Here is a 19161-nt window from a genome sequence, read left to right on the forward strand (position 1 = left end):
TATACTATTCTCCTGGAAATAAAATATCTTCAATTACTTTAGGAAAATGCTCATATTCTAATTTGTGAATATTAGAAGCCAAAACTTCAGGTGTATCTCCTTCTTTTATCGTTGTCTTTGCTTGAAAAATAATTGCTCCTTCGTCATAAGCTTCATTTACATAATGAATTGTAATACCACTCTCTTTCTCCTTATTATTTATCACTGCTTCATGTACAAATTTTCCATACATACCTTTTCCTCCATAATTAGGTAATAATGCAGGATGTATATTAATAACCTTACTAGGGAAATGATTTAATATACTTTCTGGAAATTTCCATAAAAATCCAGCCAACACAATAATATCTGGATTAGCATCTTTTAAAATTCGTAAGACTTCATTATTTTCATAAAAAGAAGTTCGGTCAAAATGTAGCGCTTTAACTTTAAGGTCATGTGCTCTTTTTAAAACCTTCGCACGTTGATTGTTAGAAAATACATGTGTAATTACAGCATTATTCTTACTATGAAAATGTTTAATGATGTTTTCGGCATTGGTACCCGATCCCGAAGCAAAAATGATGATACGCTTCATAAATGACAAAAAATTAGGGTTGATTCAAGACAAAAAAAAGAATTATTATCCATTTAAAGGTAGCAAAAACTAAATACTTATCTTATTTTTGAGAAAATTCTGTCACATTTTTAAAGGATTATGGGGTTTTAAAATAAAGTTTTTTATTTTTGCCACTTAATTAAAAATTAAAATTAAACATTATGTCAGACATTGCATCAAGAGTAAAGGCGATAATCGTTGACAAATTAGGAGTAGACGAGAACGAGGTAGTAACAGAAGCTAGCTTCACAAACGACCTTGGAGCCGATTCATTAGACACTGTTGAATTAATTATGGAATTCGAAAAAGAATTCGATATTCAAATTCCAGATGATCAGGCAGAAAATATTGCGACAGTTGGTCAAGCAATATCATACATCGAAGACGCAAAATAATAACTTCCACAATAACGTATGGAATTAAAGCGAGTTGTAGTAACAGGTTTAGGTGCATTAACACCTATAGGTAACAATATTCAAGAATATTGGGACGGATTAGTGAATGGTAAGAGCGGTTGCGCTCCTATTACCTATTTTGACACTGAGAAGTTCAAAACTAAATTCGCTTGCGAGATCAAAAATTTTACTGTTACAGATTTTATCGATAGAAAAGAAGCTCGCAGGCTCGATAAATTTGCTCAATATGCTATCGTAGCATCTGACGAAGCTATCAAAGACTCTGGTATGGACCTTGACAAAATCGACAAAAGTCGTGTTGGGGTTATCTGGGGAGCAGGAATAGGTGGTTTAGAAACTTTTCAACAAGAAGTTACTTCATTTACCAAAGGAGATGGAACACCACGTTTTAATCCTTTCTTCATTCCTAAAATGATTGCTGATATCGCACCTGGTCACATTTCTATCCGAAACGGTTTCATGGGACCGAATTTCACAACAGTTTCTGCTTGTGCATCTTCGGCTAATGCATTAATTGATGCACTTAACTATATTAGACTAGGTCATAGTGATGTTATCGTTACCGGAGGTAGTGAGGCGGCTGTAACCCAAGCTGGTATGGGAGGGTTCAATGCAATGCACGCACTTTCTACAAGAAATGATAGTCCAGAAACAGCTTCACGTCCATTTGACGCTACCAGAGATGGTTTTGTACTTGGTGAAGGAGCAGGAGCATTGATTCTTGAAGAATACGAACATGCAAAAGCCAGAGGTGCTAAAATATATGCTGAAGTTGTAGGTGGAGGTTTATCTGCCGATGCTCATCATATGACCGCTCCTCATCCTGAGGGAATTGGAGTAATGGCTGTTATGAAAAATTGTTTAGAAAATGCAGGTTTACAACCAGAAGATGTTGATGCTATAAACACTCACGGTACATCTACACCATTAGGTGATGTAGCCGAATTAAAAGCTATCACAAATGTATTTGGTGACCATGCTAAAACGTTAAATATTAACTCTACCAAGTCTATGACAGGACACTTACTTGGTGCTGCAGGTGCTATCGAAGCGATCGCTTCTTTACTAGCTATCGAGCACGGTATAGTTCCTCCTACAATCAACCATACAACAGTTGATGAAAACATAGATCCAGAATTAAATTTAACACTAAACAATGCTCAAAAACGTGAAATCAAAGTAGCAATGAGTAATACTTTTGGTTTTGGAGGACATAACGCATGTGTGTTATTTAAAAAATTAGATGAATAAGCGTATGAACGTTATTCGCAACATATTAAAATCCCGCTCTGAAAAGAACGGGATTTTTTTTACTAAAATTCAAAAAATACTTGGTTTTAAGCCAAAAAACATCTCTATTTACGAAAAAGCATTCACTCATAGGTCGATGAATATCAAAGACAAAAAGGGAAATGCTATTAATTATGAGCGCCTTGAATTCTTAGGAGATGCTATGTTAAGTAGTATTATTGCAGCTCATTTATTTAATGAAGTTCCTGAAGGTAATGAAGGTTATTTAACCAAAATGCGTTCTAAAGTGGTAAGTAGAAAACATTTAAACGAACTAGGTAAAGATCTTAAACTCATAGATTTAATGAGATCTAATATTCCTAATAGCCAATTTGGTATTAATATTCATGGAAATATTTTTGAAGCGCTTATTGGAGCTATTTACCTTGATCGTGGTTTCACTTATTGCGAAAAATTTGTAAAAGAGGCAGTTATAGAACCTTATATAGATATTGAAAGCCTAGAAGGACAAATCATTAGTTATAAAAGCTTATTGATAGAATGGTGTCAAAAAGAAAAAAAGGCTTTTAAATACGAAATCTATGAAGATACTGGTAAAGATGAAATGAAACATTTTGCCGTGAAATTATGGATTAACGAAAAAGTAATTGCAAAGGCAAGAGCTACTTCAAAAAAGAAAGCTGAAGAAAAAGCTTCAAAACGCGCATATTTTGCTTTGCAATCAAGGATGAAAAGTTAAAAACAATTATTTTTTAGTATTTATAATGTGTAAATAAGATGACATTTTTGTCTTCGTATGGTATCACATTATTATAATTTTCTCATTCTTTTTATAAAAATATTAACTCAATCGTTTTCGTGTAATTTCTTTATAATTCATTAATCCCATACGTAGATTTTATTCGTATATTTCGCATTGGTTTCTGAAAAATAAAAGAATCACATGGCTGCTCAACGTTTGGTTTTGGATATGATAGAGGAAGACGATTATCAATTAATCGCCATTCACTGTTCTATTCCTTCTTATCGTTTAGCCTTTTTATTAAATCAAAATATAGATGTTCGTTTTGCGAGAAAAGATAAAGACATCTTTTTTGAATTTAGTGAAATGATAGCCTGTTTTCCTTTATATCAATATTATGATGAGTATCAATATCATACTTTTAATTTAATCGGAAATAAATACCATACTAGAGTCGTGAGAAAAGCTCAAAATAACGAGGGGCTTTTTACTACCACTAATATTGAGTCGCGACATATTATTAAGTATTTAATTCCTGAATTAAAAAATGTTGATTATTTATTGAAAATAGAAACCGAGGGACTCCTGTTTCCTATTAAATCACTAATTGCCAAAATGATTACTATACCCCAAATCATTACGGCATATACTGTAGATTACAAACAACTAAAATCGAAGAATAATTTAATATTTGAATAATGCCAAAACGTAAAAAAACCAAAATAGTTGCAACCTTGGGACCGGCAACCAGTTCTAAAGAGGTATTAAACAATATGTTGCAAGCAGGAGTAGATGTTTTTAGAATAAACTTTTCTCATGCAGATTATGAAGCAGTTAAAGAACGTATTAAAATCATACGTGAGTTAAATGAAGAACACGGTTACAATGCAGCTATTCTTGCCGACTTACAAGGTCCAAAATTACGTGTTGGTGTTATGAGTGGTGATGTTATTGTTGCCAAAGATGATACTATAGACTTTGTTACTGGTGAGCCTTTTCAAGGAAACAAGGATCGTGTTTATATGAATTATCAAAATTTTCCTAAAGACGTAAATACCGGTGAGCGTATCTTACTAGATGATGGAAAATTAATCTTTGAAGTTGTTGCCACAAACAAAAAAGATACTGTTACAGCAAAAGTTGTTCAAGGTGGTCCTTTACGTTCAAAAAAAGGAGTAAACCTACCTAATACAAAAATATCTTTACCTGCTTTAACAGAGAAAGATGTTAAGGATGCTATTTTTGCTTGTCAACAACAAGTAGATTGGATTGCACTTTCTTTTGTTCGTCATGCTCAAGATTTAATGGAACTACAAGAACTAATTAGAGAACATAGTGAATATAAAATTCCAATTGTTGCTAAAATCGAAAAGCCAGAAGGTGTAGAAAACATTGATAAAATTGTAGCTTATTGCGATGGATTAATGGTTGCTCGTGGAGATCTAGGTGTCGAAATTCCTGCACAAGAAGTACCATTAATACAAAAACAATTAGTTTTAAAAGCTAAAACTGCTAGAATACCTGTAATCATTGCTACTCAAATGATGGAAACAATGATTGATAGTCTTACTCCAACTCGTGCCGAAGTAAATGACGTAGCAAACTCTGTAATGGATGGTGCAGATGCTGTAATGCTTTCTGGAGAAACTTCTGTAGGTAAATACCCTGTACAGGTAATACAAACTATGTCTAAGATATTAAATAGCGTAGAAGGATCTCCTTTAATTAAAGTGCCTCAAAGTCCTCCACATATTAGAACAAATCGTTTTATTACTAAATCTATTTGTTACCATGCTGCTTTAATGGCTAATGATATCAAAGCCAAAGCTATTTCAACATTAACAAACAGTGGATATACAGCTTTCCAGATTTCGGCATGGAGACCTGATTCGCATATATTGGTTTTTACAAGCAATAAGCGTATATTGTGTCAATTAAATTTATTATGGGGAGTAAAAGCTTTCTATTATGATAAATACGTGAGTACAGATGAAACTGTAGATGATGTTAATGTCCTTGCCAAAGAACGTGGTTTTGTTGAAGAAGGAGATATGCTAATCAACTTAGCTGCAATGCCTGTTGCTAATAAGGGGATGGTTAATACACTTAGAGTTTCCGAAATTTAAACCTCAACCATTAATATCTAATATTAATAGTTACAATATAAGTTAAGTGTTAAATTCGAATAAAGGGTTAATACTCGCATCATGCAGTATTAACCCTTTTCTGTTATTCTTTTTATCTACTATTTATTTACTTTACTTCTAAAGCAGTAGTAACTTTTTGATTACCTTGAGTGATTATTACAGTATACTTACCTGTTGGTAAATAATACTTCTCATTAGTTTTCTTCTCTATCTTTTCTTCAGGTAACGCTTTTAATAATTGTTTCTTTTCTTTTTCTGTAATACTTAAATCGTAATCCCAATAATTGAATCCTGTAACAGCTTCTATAGTTTCTTTCTTAAATACTGTATCTTCTATTTGAAAAGCTATAGTTACTTTATCTGTTCTTGGCGCATAAAAGGATACTGCTGTTTTACTCTCAAAAGCTGGGCGCCATACACTCCACGAGCTTCCCCATCTTGGTGACCATTTTACTGGATTAATCTTAAAACTTTGTAAACCTCCTTTAACATCATATTCTTGTAATGATGTGATATTAGTTTTATAAATACTTCTACCATGTGTTCCTATTAAAAGGTCTTTGGCTTCAGGTTGTATTACCAAATCATGTACTGCTACATTAGGTATTCCTTCTTTAAACAACTCCCATTTAGTTCCTTTATCAAAGGATACATAAACACCATTGTCTGTTCCTAGATATAGTACATTTTCATTACTAGGGTCTTCTTTTATTACATTAACTGGAGAAGTAGGTAATCCTTTTGATAAAGATTTCCACGTTGTACCGTAATCTTCACTTACATATACATAAGGCGTAAAATCATCCCAGCGATATCCATTAAGTGTCACATATACTCGTTCTTTCTTATGTTGAGATGCTACTACTCTAGATACCCATAAATCTTTAGGAAATGTAGTTGAGATTTTTGTCCAATCTCCTCCACTATTTTTAGTCAATTGTACTATACCGTCATCACTACCTGTATAGATTAAACCAAATTGCATAGGTGATTCGGCTATCGTAGTTAATGTTCCATAAGCCACATTACCTTTCTTTCCTCCATTAGTTAAATCTGGAGAAATCACAGCCCAATCGTCTCCTTTATTCATTGACCTCATCAATTTATTTCCTCCATAATACAAGATATCTTGGTTATGCGATGATAATAAAATAGGTGTTTGCCAATTAAATCTATATGGCGTATCTCCTAACTCATGTTTTGGTTGAATATAAGTTTGTTCTCCTGTTGCTCTATTGATTCTAAAATAATTTCCAAACTGAAATCCAGTATATACAATATCAGGATTACGACGATCTATCTGAATCTGCATTCCGTCTCCTCCCATTAAACTTTCATAAGGATAGTGACCCGTACTCTCCCACGCTCTTGATTCTTTATTAGTATGTGGTCCAACCCATACTCCATTATCTTGCAATCCTCCATATACATTATATGGCTTCTGGTGATCTATATTGATATAATAAAATTGTCCTACACTAGGCTCATTAGCTTTGCTCCAGTGTGCCCCATCATCATAGGTGATATTCACTCCTCCATCATTTCCATTAATTAAATGCCCAGAACGTTTTGGGTTTACCCATAAAGCTTGATGATCTGCATGTACATTTTCTTTACCAATGGACTCAAATGTTTTTCCGCCATCATCAGATTTTAAAATAGATACTCCTAATAAATAAATCGTATTTGATTTAGTTGCGTCTACTCTAATCTCTCCAAAATAGTATCCATAACTTGAATACATATTTTCGATATATTGTTTATGTGTTTTCTTCCATGTTTTTCCTCCATCTGTAGTTTTATATACTTCTGCCCCTATTACTGGAGTATCGTGTATTATAGCATTTGCATTTTCTAAATACTTTGCTAAATCTGCTGGAGTTACACTTCCGCTTTTAATTAATTGCTTTACATTTTCTGCTCTATACTTTTCATGAAAACCATGTTGTTTCAGGTAAACATTAAGTTTTTTATTTTCTAAAGCTAAAAAGTCAGCCTTAGTCATTGTCTTAAAATTCTCTTTGGTTAAACCACTAGCCTTTTTCTTTTTGTCTTCTGCCTTACGGCGAAATTGGCTATCGTGTAGTATATACACTTCGTTTTCACTAAATGCAGTCAAACCTATTCTACCCACTCCTTTTCCTGTAGGCAATCCACTATCAGGTGATGATATCTTAGTCCATGTAACTCCTGCATCTGTACTTTTATAAACAGCAGAACCTTCTCCACTACCTTCAAAATGCCAAGCTTTACGATCACGTTGCCACGATGCAGCAAACATTACATTATAATTATTTGGTGCGTGAACAATTTCTATAATCCCTGTTTCATTATTAATAAACAATGTTTTTTTCCATGTTTTTCCTCCATCTGTAGTTTTGTAGATTCCTCGTTCTTCATTTGGAGAATACAAATGTCCTATAACACCCACAACAACTTCATCTGGATTTTGTGGATTGATCAAAATTTGGCCTATATGATGTGAATCAGGTAATCCTACATGTTCCCATGTTTTTCCTTGATCTTTCGATTTTAAAATTCCGATTCCAGCATAAGATGATCTAGATGAATTGTTTTCTCCAGTTCCTACCCAGATAGTTTTAGTTTTCCAATCTACTGCTATATCTCCTACATTTTGTGTAGGTGCATTATCCAAAATTGGCGTAAAACTAGTTCCATTATTATTGGTATACCAAAGTCCTCCCGAAGCATATCCTACATAGAACTCTGTTGGGTCTTGTGGATTTACTTCTAAATCTACTACTCTCCCACTCATCACTGTAGGTCCTATATTAACAAAAGGTACTTTATTAACTATAGATGTTTTTGCTAGGTTTTCTTTTTGTTGAATTCCGTTCTGTACCATCGCTGCTGTAGTCGCAGGAGATTGCGCATATGCACTATATCCTAACAACATTGATGCTACCAAAGTATACACTTGGTTTTTCACAACTATCATTTTTATGGTTATTATAGTGTTCTAAATGTATTGAAACCCTAGATGTTGACAAAAACTTTATTCCAAGTTTAACAAGCTTATATAGTACCTAAAACATCTTTAACATGAATAAGCTTGCCTAATCATACTGTTTATCTCAAAAAACACTTTATTTTTGATATATATTAAATTAACGGAACGTATGAAATATCATCCTATAGATTCTACTCTATTTATAAAAAATCGTGCAAAGTTCACTGCACATATGAAACCTAAAAGTATTGCTGTTTTTAATTCCAATGATATTTTTACTACTGGTGCAGACGGTGCTTTACCTTTTCATCAACACAGAGATATTTTTTATCTAAGTGGTGTAGATCAAGAAGAAAGTATTTTACTTTTATTTCCTGATGCTATTAATCCTGCTCATAGAGAAGTGCTTTTTGTAAAAGAAACTAGTCCACTTATTGCTATATGGGAAGGTGCAAAATTAGACAAAGAACAAGCAACTGCTGTTTCTGGTATTAAAACTGTATACTGGCTAACAGATTTTGATAAGGTATTCTTTGATTTAATGACAGAAGCAGAGACAGTATATTTTAATACTAATGAGCATTACCGCCAATCTGTAGAAATGGAAACACGTGAAGATCGCTTTATCAAAAAGGTAAAAGCAGATTTTCCTGCGCATACTTGGGCAAAAAGTAATCCTATTTTACAAGAAATACGTGGTGTAAAAGAACAAATCGAAATCGACTTAATTCAACACGCTTGTAATATTACAAATAAAGGATTCCGTAGAGTGCTTGAATTCGTAAAGCCTGGAGTTATGGAATACGAAATTGAAGCAGAGTATATTCACGAATTTACCCGTAATCGTTCAAAAGGTTTTGCTTATACACCTATCATAGGTTCTGGATACAATGCTTGTGTTTTACATTATATCGAAAATAACCATGAGTGTAAAGCTGGAGATATGCTATTAATGGATGTAGGTGCAGAATATGCTAACTATGCTAGTGATATGACTCGTACTATTCCTGTTTCTGGTCGTTTTACAGAACGCCAAAAAGCTGTTTACAACGCTGTAAATCGTGTTAAAAATGCAGCTACTGCAATGCTCGTTCCAGGAACATTATGGGCAGAATATCATAAAGAAGTTGGTAATATCATGACTAGTGAATTACTTGGTTTAGGTTTAGTTGATAAAGCCGATGTTCAAAATGAAGATCCTAATTGGCCTGCATATAAGAAATATTTTATGCATGGTACTTCTCATCATATGGGATTAGATGTTCATGATTATGGTGCATTAAAAACACCTATGAAAGCTAATATGGTATTTACTGTTGAGCCTGGTATTTATATTCCTGAAGAAAATATGGGAATTCGTATAGAAGATGATGTGGTAATCCAAGAAAATGGTGCTCCTCTTAATCTTATGCAAGATATTCCTATCGAAGTAGAAGAAATTGAAGATTTAATGAACCAGTCCTAGACTGGTTTTTTTATTTTTATACCATTTCTTATTTGAAAGTATCGTATAGGAAAATTGAAGATTTTTGATGTTTTACAAAAAAGAAAATTGAAGCATAGCCAAAGCTACGGTGATATTTTATTTTGAAGTAAAATGCAAAAATAACAATTTTAATATGGTAATTTTAATTGAGTAATGGTATTAAACTTTAATCTTAATCAAAACTTGTATATGATTACTACAGCTAGAACTCATTTATCTCTATTTACTACAGAAGATACTCAAGATGCATTAGATATGTTTCTTGAACCTGATGCATTTAAATATATCAAACCTATGCTTAATGCTACGGTTGAGCAGCACCTTTCTTTTTTGCAGAAAAAACTAGAAGAAATTAGAACTAAAAAAGGATATTATTGGGTAGTACGATTAAAAGATTCAAACGAATTTATCGGTGCTATTAATCTCACTCCTATTCCTACTGAACCTGAAAAGATTCAAATAGGTTGGTTATTAAAAAATGCTCATCATAGAAAAGGGTTCGCTACAGAATGTGCAGAAGCCGTAATGGATCATGCTATCAATACATTAAAGCTTACTGAAATTTATGGCGTATATGAACCTGAGAATATTGCTTCAGAAAAACTATTTCACAAATTAAAATTTGATTTCGTGGAAACAAAAACACCTCCTAATGATAACCAACTTAATATCTATAGATACACTGTTTAATTTTATATTTTTTTCTGTACTAGATTAGTGATCACAAATGTAATAATCGCTGGTAATAACCATCCTAAACTATAGGTTCCTAAAGGCATGTTTTGAAGTATTGCATCTATAGTTTCTGAGGTTATTCCTAACGATTTTATAAAATCTGGAATGCTACATATTATAGTTACCAAAACTACAGCTTTAAAAACTATAGTTGATTGTAGTTTTGCTGGTAATACGTTTAATAAAATCAAAATAATAGTTATAGGATAAATAAACATTAATGCTGGTATTGCTACCACAATAATATCATGTACATCCATTTGTCCCATAGCAATACCAAACAAACAAGCTACAATAGCTGTTAACGTATATGCTAGAGTAGAATCTTTACATATTCCTTTTACAAAATCTGCTGTTCCTGTAGTGATACCTACTGCTGTTGTAAAACATGCTAGACTAACTAATACACTTAAAAACACATTACCTATATTACCTAATGTAGCTATACTTAATGTTGATAACAGCTCTGTCCTACTTATGGTTTGATCTACTGTAGCACTAAATAAAGCTCCATTATAAATTAATCCTGCATATACGATAAAAAGCCCTATTCCTGCTACTATTCCTGATTTTGCTATCAATGATCTACTTTCTTCATAAGTGTGATTTCCTTTTATTTTTAAAGAAACAATAAGTACTCCTCCTACTACAACTGCACCTATGGCATCAAAAGTTTGATATCCTTCTAATAATCCATCTATAAAAGGCATTTTCATTGTAGTGGATATCATTATTGTATCTGCTGTAAAAATCCCTACACAAATAATACTTAAAATCACTATAAAAATAAGCGGTGTTAAGAACTTACCTATGTAATCAATTACTTTGGATCTATTCAATACAAAAAACAAAACCAACACAAAATAAATACTACTAGTGAGTAATGAACTTGTTCCAAAAAAAGGTGCTATTGCCATTTCATGTGTTACTGATGCTGTACGTGGAGAAGGTAGACTTATAGATATGGCATAAACAATAAAACAATATATCATACTGAATACAGGAGATACCTTTTTTGCAAAATCAAACATTGTTCCTTGTAAACGAGCATGGGCGACGATTCCTAATAGCGGAAGTAATACTGCAGAAATAGCAAACCCTATAGTTACCCAAGACCACATATCTCCTGCTTTTAACCCTAGATTAGGAGGAAGAATTAAATTTCCTGCTCCAAAAAACATCGAAAATAAAGCAAATCCAGTAACTAATGATTCTTTTGTAAACTTCATATTATAATTCTTTTTCTACGTTATATTGCTCAATAGCAATATTGTCTTTTTCTCAAATATCCATTTATTTTTTTATCCTAAAAAATAAACTTGTACCTCTTCTATAAGAATTTACCTTTGTACTATATTATTCGTATATGATATTTACCTATAAACAAACTCAAATACATTACACTATATCTGGTCAAGGTAAACCTTTAATTTTCTTACATGGTTTCCTTGAAAACAGTACGATCTGGAAAGATCTTATACCACATTTTTCTAATACTTTTCAATGCATTACCATAGATCTATTTGGGCATGGTCAAACTAAAAATTTGGGATATATCCATACTATGGAAGAGATGGCTCAATTGGTTCATGTACTTATTACACAGCTTCAATTAACTCAATATACCTTAATAGGCCATTCTATGGGTGGTTATGTTGCTCTAGCGTATATAGATTTATTCCCTGATACCGTTTCTAATATTGTCTTACTTAATTCAACCTCTCTAGAAGACAGCTCAGAGCGAAAATTAAACAGAGACCGTGCTATAGCTGTAGTAAAAAAGAATCCTAATGCATATACCAGTATGGCCATCGCTAATCTATTTGCTCCAGAAAATAGAGCTAGTTTATTAGAAGATATTTTGTTTATTAAAGAACAAGCTGCTCAAACTTCGTTACAAGGAATCATAGCTGCTCTAGAAGGTATGAAAATAAGAAAGAATCGTTTGCATATTTTAAAAGACTTTACTGGTGGTAAATTAATACTAGCAGGTAAAAAAGATCCTGTCTTATCTTATAATCAATTACAAAATGAAGCGTTAGAAAGTAATACTAACTTAATATCTTTTGATGGGGGGCATATGTCTTATCTAGAAAATAAAACTGATGTTATTTCAACATTAAATCTTTTTCTTGTGAGTAATTATACTAGTTAAAAAATACATTAAAGATATGATTATCAATCATCAAACACCGTAATTCAATATCATAAAAAGGTAATTTAACCGACAAACGACATTAATTTAGGTTAAAAAGCAGTATTTTATGTTATTTAATTGTTAATATTAGGGTAATTCGTGTGTTTTTCAGTCATTTAAGAGGTATTTATAAAAAAAAACATTATTATTGTATTGATAATGAACTTGTAACCCCAATTGATAATGAAAAAGCATTCCCCCTCGTCATCTTTTTCTATATCCAAAATCTATTGCTCAGTTTTTGGACATAATTACAAACTATCTAAAAAAGTAACTCATCACATTAATGAGTATACTTGTTGTAATTGTAAAGAACAGATTACTACAAATAGTAATGGAAGATTAGAAGTACTCACTCCAAAGCTTAAGGAAATTAATCAAGCTTTAGAATTTGTACATGCAAAGAAGCAGGCTCGAAAACAAAATCAAGCCCAACTTCAATCAGCTTCTTAAAACTTAGTTATTTTTTATAGGATTCCAGCCTTGAGCTTGTAACGCTATTTTCTCGTTAGCTCTAGTAATTAATGCTGCTCCTTGATCTTTATTCGTTATATGTCCTATAACGGTTAGATTTGGGTTTGCCTTAATTTTTGGATAATCTTCTTGCTTAATGGTAAAGAGTAATTCATAATCTTCACCACCATTAAGAGCGACTGTAGTACTATTTAAATTAAATTCTTCACAGGTAGAAATCACTGTTGGATCTAGCGGAATTTTGTTCTCATATAAATGTACTCCTACTTCAGATTGCTCGCATAAATGCATGATTTCTGAAGATAATCCATCACTAATATCAATCATACTAGTTGGTTTTACTTCTAATCCTTTAAGTAATTCTGGAATATCTTTACGAGCTTCTGGCTTTAACTGTCGTTCTATTAGATAACTATATTGATCTAGATCTGGTTGCGAATTTGGGTTTACTTTAAATACTTCTTTTTCTCTTTCTAATACTTGTAAACCTAAATATGCTGCACCTAAATCTCCTGTCACCACTAATAGGTCACTTTCTTTTGCTCCATTACGATAAACAATATCATCTGCTTTTGCTTGACCTACTGCTGTTACGCTAATCAAAAGTCCTGTTGTAGACGATGTGGTATCCCCTCCTATAACATCAACTTTATAAATATCTGCTGCAGTTTTAATTCCTGCATACAATTCTTCTAATGCTTCTAATGGAAAACGATTAGACACAGCTATTGATACTGTAATTTGGGTCGCAGTAGCATTCATAGCATATACATCTGATAAGTTAACCATGACTGCCTTATATCCTAAATGCTTTAAAGGCACATATGATAAATCAAAATGAACTCCTTCTACAAGCAAATCTGTAGTAACTACACATTGATCTCCTTCAAATGCCAATACCGCTGCATCATCTCCTATTCCATAAACTGTACTTTTATGAGTAATATTAAAATGCTTGGTAAGATGTTTTATTAGTCCGAATTCTCCTAAATCAGACAATTGCGTTTTGGATGTATTTTTATCTTCTAACATAGCTGCAAAGTTAAAAATTATCAAAATCATACCACTCAACTTCTCTTAGTTTTATAATTAAGAGTTCATACTTGGTGGTAGGGTATTTTACAATTCATGCTTTATTATATATATCATTATTATTATTTTACTTCAAATGTTAAAAATCCTTAAATATCTCACAAACAGCAATAAAAAATATGCAAAAGCAATATTTTTATAAAAAAAACATTATATAATTACTATTAATACTTTACCCTATCGTTAAAAAACTACTCATGTATGTCATAAAAAAGCCTTTCTTATGTCTATATATTCTATGCTTATTATTAATAAGTTGTGGTGATGATGACACGCTACAGCTATCTCCTACAACTGATAGAGAAGATGTAAACAATGCATTGTGTGAAGATGGTTTTGCTGGTATTTACCCTTGCCAAGGTTTTGACTTAGTATCTAGAATTTCATTAACTCAAATGAATGCTTCAAAAGCCAATGATAGTTGGGGATGGACAGATCTTAATACGAATAAAGAATATGTACTCATAGGTTTAGATAACGGTACTGCTTTTATTGATATTTCAGATCCTATTACTCCTATTTATTTGGGTAAACTTCCTACTGCTACTGTTAACAGTTCTTGGAGAGATATAAAAACTTATCAAAACCACGCATTTATTGTAAGTGAGGCTATAGATCATGGTATGCAAGTTTTTGATTTAACTAAATTAAGAAACGTTACAAATCCGCCTCAAACCTTTACAGTCGATGCACACTATACTGCATTTGGGAATGCGCATAATATCGTTATTAACGAAACTTCTGGTTATGCCTATGCTGTAGGTACAGAAACCTTTAACGGTGGGCCTCATTTTATCAATATTCAAGATCCTATTAATCCTATAGCTGAAGGTGGCTTTATTTCGCCTAATGGAGATCCTTATAGTCATGATGCTCAGATTATCACTTACCACGGTCCTGATCAAGATTATAACAATCGTGAAATTTTTATAGGAAGTAATCAATCTGAAATTGTAATTGCAGATATTACCGAAAAAAATAATCCTACTATAATCTCCACAATAAGTTATAATAATGTCGGCTATACTCATCAAGGCTGGTTTACCGAAGATATGCGATTCTTTTTGCTAGGAGACGAATTAGACGAACAACTTGTAGGTTTTGATACTAGAACTATCATATTTGATTTACAAGACCTAGATAATCCTTTATTTCATACCAATTATATAGGTATCACGCCTGCTACAGATCATAATGGTTATGTTGTAGGTAACACTTTTTATCTAGCTAATTATCGTGCAGGTATACGGGCTTTAAATATATCTGATATAGAAAATAAAAATATCTCTGAAATAGGTTTTTTTGACACTTATCCTTTAAATAATAATGTAGGTTTTGAAGGTGCCTGGAGTGTATATCCTTATTTCCAGAGTAACCATATAGTCGTCAGTGATATTAGCTCTGGCTTTATACTTATTACCCCCAATTAATCTATTTAACCTAAACACAAATCTAAAAAATTCAACTATGTTAAGAAAATTATCAACCCTACTTATGCTGACCTCCTTTGCTACTTTTGGTCAGACACTATGTGAAAACGGTATGGCAGGATCTTACCCTTGTAATGATTATGATCTCATGTCTGAAATTTCACTTGCTCAAATGAGTGCTGGTGCAGGTAACGACAGCTGGGGATGGACAGATCCCACGACAAACAAAGAGTATGCATTAATAGGCTTAAATAATGGTACTGCTTTTATTGATATTTCAGATCCTATTAGTCCTATTTATTTAGGTAAACTCCCTACAGCAACAAACAACAGTTCTTGGAGAGATGTAAAAGTATATAATGATCATGCCTTTATTGTAAGTGAAGCTTCTAATCACGGAATGCAGGTTTTTGATTTAACAAGATTACGTAATGTAGCTAACCCACCACAAACATTTAATGCCGATACACATTTTACTGGTTTTGGTAGTGCGCACAATATTGTAATTAACGAAGATTCTGGTTATGCCTATGCTGTTGGTACAAGTCGTTCGGGTACATATAGAGGTGGTCCTGTTTTTATAAACATACAAGATCCTTTAAATCCTACTCTAGAAGGTGGTTTTGCATCTACAGGTGCTCGACAATATAGTCATGACGCACAAGTTATTATTTATAACGGCCCTGATAATGATTATACAGGTAGAGAAATTCTTATCGGAAGTAACGAGGTAGAAATTGTAATTGCAGATGTTACAGATAAAGCTAATCCTGTCAATATTTCTACTATTAGTTATGCTGATCTAGGCTATACACATCAAGGTTGGTTTACAGAAGATATGAGATATTTCATCTTAGGAGATGAAACTGATGAACAAGGAGTTGGTTTTAATACTAGGTCTATTGTATTTGATTTTTCTGATCTTGATAACCCTATACAACATATGGTTTACAATGGTCCTACTCCAGCTATTGATCATAATGGATATGTAAAAGGAGATAAATTCTTTTTGGCTAATTATCGTGCTGGTGTAAGAATTATTGATATCTCTGATATTGGAAATAAAAATATTAATGAAGTTGGTTTTTTTGATACTTATCCTTCTAGTAATAGCGCTAGTTTTAGCGGTGTATGGAATGTATATCCCTATTTTGAAAGTGGTAATATCGTATTGAGTGATATCAATCGAGGATTCATTCTTATTCGTCAAAGTAATACTTTATCTGTTGACGAAGTAAGTACTAATCCTACTACAGGCTTATCCATGTTCCCTAATCCTACTCGTGGTAATGTAACATTTAAAACCGGATTGACTTCTGGAATACATCACATAGAATTTTTTAATATTTTGGGTAAACGTGTTCAATCTATACAATTAGAAACACCTCTTCAAGAAACTAATGTTTCTACTTCAAATTTACCAGATGGAATCTATATTGTTAAAATAAATGATACAATAACTAAAAAACTTATAGTTCGTAGCTAATGAAATATATGAATAAAATATCATCTTACGCTTTAGTAATCAGTCTTACTTTAGGGCTATTCTCTTGTAATAAAGATGATGATACTAACGATAACTCCACTACTGATACTCCAGATCCTCAATTTGAAGGCGTTGTCGATTGGGTAAAAACTTTTGGAGGAAGTAAAGAAGATAATGCATTATCTGTAGTAGAAACTACAGATAATGCATATGCTGTTTTAGGATATACCCTAAGTAATGATGGGGATATCACAGACAAAACTGCAACAGATAGTGATTTCTGGTTACTTAAATTAGATACAGAAGGAACCATTCTATGGAGTAAAACTTATGGTGGTACTAATGATGATCGTGCAGATAAATTAATCCAGACATCCGACGGTGGTTTTGCTATGGTGGGCTATAGTAGAAGTAATGATGGAGATAGTTCTAATAATGAAGGGTTACAAGATTACTGGATTGTAAAAACTGATGCAAACGGAACCTTACAATGGCAAAAATCATTTGGTTTTGCTGGTATTGATAGAGCTTATTCTGTAGTACAAACTACTGATGGTGGTTATTTTATATCTGGCTTTTTAGATGTAACTGCTAGTGGTGGAGATGGAAACAGTTTTACCAAAAATAACACTAGACATGGTGTAGGAGAATTTTGGGGAATTAAACTTGATGCAAACGGAGAACAAGAATGGCGTAGATATTTTGGTGGTACTAACAATGATCGCAGTTATGATGTGCTTCAGACTCCAGATAATGGTTTTTTAATGATTGGGTCTTCAGAGAGTGATGATTTTGATATTACTAATAGTAAAGGAAGTTATGATTTTTGGTTAGTAAAAGTTAATGCACAAGGAACTTTATTATGGCAAAAATCGTATGGCGGGAGTGAAATCGATGTTGCTTATGCTATTACTGCAACTGGTGATGGTAAATACATTATTGTAGGAGATTCAAGAAGTAATGATGGTAATATTACTACTGCCAATGGTAATGCAGATCTATGGATGGTACAAATCGATGGTAACGGAAATTTATTATGGGAGAAATCTCTTGGTGGTTCTCAATTTGATACAGGGAGAGCCATTCATAAAACACCTGATGGTAATTTTGTGATTACAGGAAACTCTCGCAGTAACGATATCGATCTATCTAATAACCTTGGTCAAAGCGATATTTGGACTATGCTTATTGACGCCAATGCCAATGTTAGCTGGCAACATACTTTAGGTGGTTCTCAATCAGACTTTGGTAATGGTTGTATAGGTACAAATGATTCAAAATTAGTTGTAGTAGGTACTACAGAAAGTGACGATCATGACATCTCTAACAATAAAGGAGAAAGAGATGTTGTTATCATAAAGTATAAATAAAATACCCTAAAAAATAATTCATGAAAAAGATTATATATCTCATATGTTTATCACTCTTTATGTATTCTTGTAAAGATGATGACAACCCTACTGGAAGTTTATCACTTCAATTTACTAATGTAGTAGGAACAAATGCTCTTACACTAGAAACAGAAAATTATACAAATACTAGTAATGAAACCTACACAGTATCAGAACTAAAATATATCATTAGTAATATAACTCTTATTAAAGCTAATGGAGAAGAATTTATCTACCCTATAGCACAAAGTTATTTTGTAATTAATGAAGCTGATGCTAATAGTAAAACTGTTGCTTTAAGTGGTATTACTGCTGGAGAATATGCTCAAATTAAATTTGGTTTTGGGATAGATCAGTCCAATTATCCTCTTAATGGTGTTAATAATTTTATTCCTACTGCCGAAGAAACAGGAATGTTATGGTCATGGTCTGCAGGATATAAATTCTTAAAGTTTGAAGGTAATTTTACTCCAGATGGAGGAACACAAGATGATTTTATATTGCACGTAGGTAGTCATGGAGCAACTTTGGATAATTATAAAGAAGTAGTATTAGATTTACCTTCTAGTATAGCAGTTAACGAAAGTGGTAGTGCTACGATTAATATAAAAGCAGATATAGCAAAAATATTTGACAGTACAAATACACATGCATTAGCTACAAAAAGTGATATTCAAGTAGATCCTGTCAATGCTCCTAAAATTGCAGAAAACGTACGTACAATGTTTAGCATAAATAATTAGAA

Annotated in this window: 17 protein-coding genes; 13 read left to right on the plus strand and 4 right to left on the minus strand. The window is 32.6% G+C overall.

The window, feature by feature from the left end:
* Window positions 1-4: 4 nt before the first annotated feature.
* Window positions 5-577, minus strand: a complete 573-nt coding sequence (gene purN / locus ACYEKI_RS05540; RefSeq protein WP_459210177.1) for a phosphoribosylglycinamide formyltransferase — start codon at window positions 575-577, stop codon at window positions 5-7.
* A 182-nt stretch (window positions 578-759) separates the two neighbouring features.
* On the opposite strand from purN, the gene ACYEKI_RS05545 reads away from it, so the two are divergent.
* The 5 genes from ACYEKI_RS05545 to pyk all read left to right on the plus strand — a co-directional run bounded on the left by ACYEKI_RS05545 (window position 760) and on the right by pyk (window position 5133).
* Window positions 760-993 carry an acyl carrier protein gene (locus tag ACYEKI_RS05545; RefSeq protein WP_027394586.1) on the plus strand — a complete coding sequence of 78 codons (234 nt, stop codon included), beginning with the start codon at window positions 760-762 and terminating at the stop codon, window positions 991-993.
* An 18-nt stretch (window positions 994-1011) separates the two neighbouring features.
* Window positions 1012-2265, plus strand: coding sequence for a beta-ketoacyl-ACP synthase II (gene fabF / locus ACYEKI_RS05550; RefSeq protein WP_459210178.1), 1254 nt, complete (start codon window positions 1012-1014; stop codon window positions 2263-2265).
* Between the two features lie 4 nt (window positions 2266-2269).
* On the plus strand, window positions 2270-3004 hold the full coding sequence (rnc, locus tag ACYEKI_RS05555) for a ribonuclease III (protein ID WP_459210551.1): 735 nt from the start codon (window positions 2270-2272) through the stop codon (window positions 3002-3004).
* Window positions 3005-3208: 204 nt separating this feature from the next.
* Entirely contained in the window at window positions 3209-3706 is a 498-nt protein-coding gene (locus tag ACYEKI_RS05560) for an IPExxxVDY family protein (RefSeq protein WP_459210179.1), read from the plus strand.
* Entirely contained in the window at window positions 3706-5133 is a 1428-nt protein-coding gene (gene pyk, locus ACYEKI_RS05565; RefSeq protein WP_459210180.1) for a pyruvate kinase, read from the plus strand. Before ACYEKI_RS05560 ends, pyk begins: the two co-directional genes overlap by 1 nt.
* A gap of 127 nt (window positions 5134-5260) precedes the next feature.
* Here pyk and ACYEKI_RS05570 read toward each other — a convergent pair whose 3' ends face one another.
* The gene (locus tag ACYEKI_RS05570) at window positions 5261-8071 is read right to left on the minus strand and encodes a WD40/YVTN/BNR-like repeat-containing protein (protein ID WP_459210552.1); all 2811 of its coding nucleotides are present in this window, start codon (window positions 8069-8071) and stop codon (window positions 5261-5263) included.
* A gap of 223 nt (window positions 8072-8294) precedes the next feature.
* Here ACYEKI_RS05570 and ACYEKI_RS05575 point away from each other — a divergent pair, with 223 nt between their 5' ends.
* On the plus strand, window positions 8295-9590 hold the full coding sequence (locus ACYEKI_RS05575) for an aminopeptidase P family protein (RefSeq protein WP_459210553.1): 1296 nt from the start codon (window positions 8295-8297) through the stop codon (window positions 9588-9590).
* 210 nt (window positions 9591-9800) lie between these two features.
* Window positions 9801-10301, plus strand: a complete 501-nt coding sequence (locus tag ACYEKI_RS05580; RefSeq protein ID WP_459210181.1) for a GNAT family N-acetyltransferase — start codon at window positions 9801-9803, stop codon at window positions 10299-10301.
* 2 nt (window positions 10302-10303) lie between these two features.
* Here ACYEKI_RS05580 and brnQ read toward each other — a convergent pair whose 3' ends face one another.
* Window positions 10304-11575 carry a branched-chain amino acid transport system II carrier protein gene (brnQ, locus tag ACYEKI_RS05585; protein WP_459210182.1) on the minus strand — a complete coding sequence of 424 codons (1272 nt, stop codon included), beginning with the start codon at window positions 11573-11575 and terminating at the stop codon, window positions 10304-10306.
* 137 nt (window positions 11576-11712) lie between these two features.
* On the opposite strand from brnQ, the gene ACYEKI_RS05590 reads away from it, so the two are divergent.
* Entirely contained in the window at window positions 11713-12501 is a 789-nt protein-coding gene (locus tag ACYEKI_RS05590; protein WP_459210183.1) for an alpha/beta fold hydrolase, read from the plus strand.
* A 225-nt stretch (window positions 12502-12726) separates the two neighbouring features.
* Entirely contained in the window at window positions 12727-12996 is a 270-nt protein-coding gene (locus ACYEKI_RS05595; RefSeq protein WP_459210184.1) for a hypothetical protein, read from the plus strand.
* Between the two features lie 3 nt (window positions 12997-12999).
* On the opposite strand, the gene thiL is transcribed toward ACYEKI_RS05595, so the two are convergent.
* The gene (gene thiL, locus ACYEKI_RS05600) at window positions 13000-14049 is read right to left on the minus strand and encodes a thiamine-phosphate kinase (protein WP_459210185.1); all 1050 of its coding nucleotides are present in this window, start codon (window positions 14047-14049) and stop codon (window positions 13000-13002) included.
* A gap of 257 nt (window positions 14050-14306) precedes the next feature.
* Here thiL and ACYEKI_RS05605 point away from each other — a divergent pair, with 257 nt between their 5' ends.
* The 4 genes from ACYEKI_RS05605 to ACYEKI_RS05620 are packed head-to-tail and all read left to right on the plus strand — an operon-like array spanning window position 14307 to window position 19159.
* Window positions 14307-15539 carry a choice-of-anchor B family protein gene (locus tag ACYEKI_RS05605; RefSeq protein WP_459210186.1) on the plus strand — a complete coding sequence of 411 codons (1233 nt, stop codon included), beginning with the start codon at window positions 14307-14309 and terminating at the stop codon, window positions 15537-15539.
* 37 nt (window positions 15540-15576) lie between these two features.
* Window positions 15577-17025, plus strand: a complete 1449-nt coding sequence (locus ACYEKI_RS05610; RefSeq protein ID WP_459210187.1) for a choice-of-anchor B family protein — start codon at window positions 15577-15579, stop codon at window positions 17023-17025.
* A gap of 8 nt (window positions 17026-17033) precedes the next feature.
* Entirely contained in the window at window positions 17034-18395 is a 1362-nt protein-coding gene (locus tag ACYEKI_RS05615; RefSeq protein WP_459210188.1) for a hypothetical protein, read from the plus strand.
* A gap of 20 nt (window positions 18396-18415) precedes the next feature.
* Entirely contained in the window at window positions 18416-19159 is a 744-nt protein-coding gene (locus ACYEKI_RS05620) for an MbnP family protein (protein WP_459210189.1), read from the plus strand.
* Window positions 19160-19161 lie beyond the last annotated feature (2 nt).

This window comes from Aquimarina rhabdastrellae, from assembly GCA_947387485.1.
Lineage (GTDB): Bacteria > Bacteroidota > Bacteroidia > Flavobacteriales > Flavobacteriaceae > Aquimarina.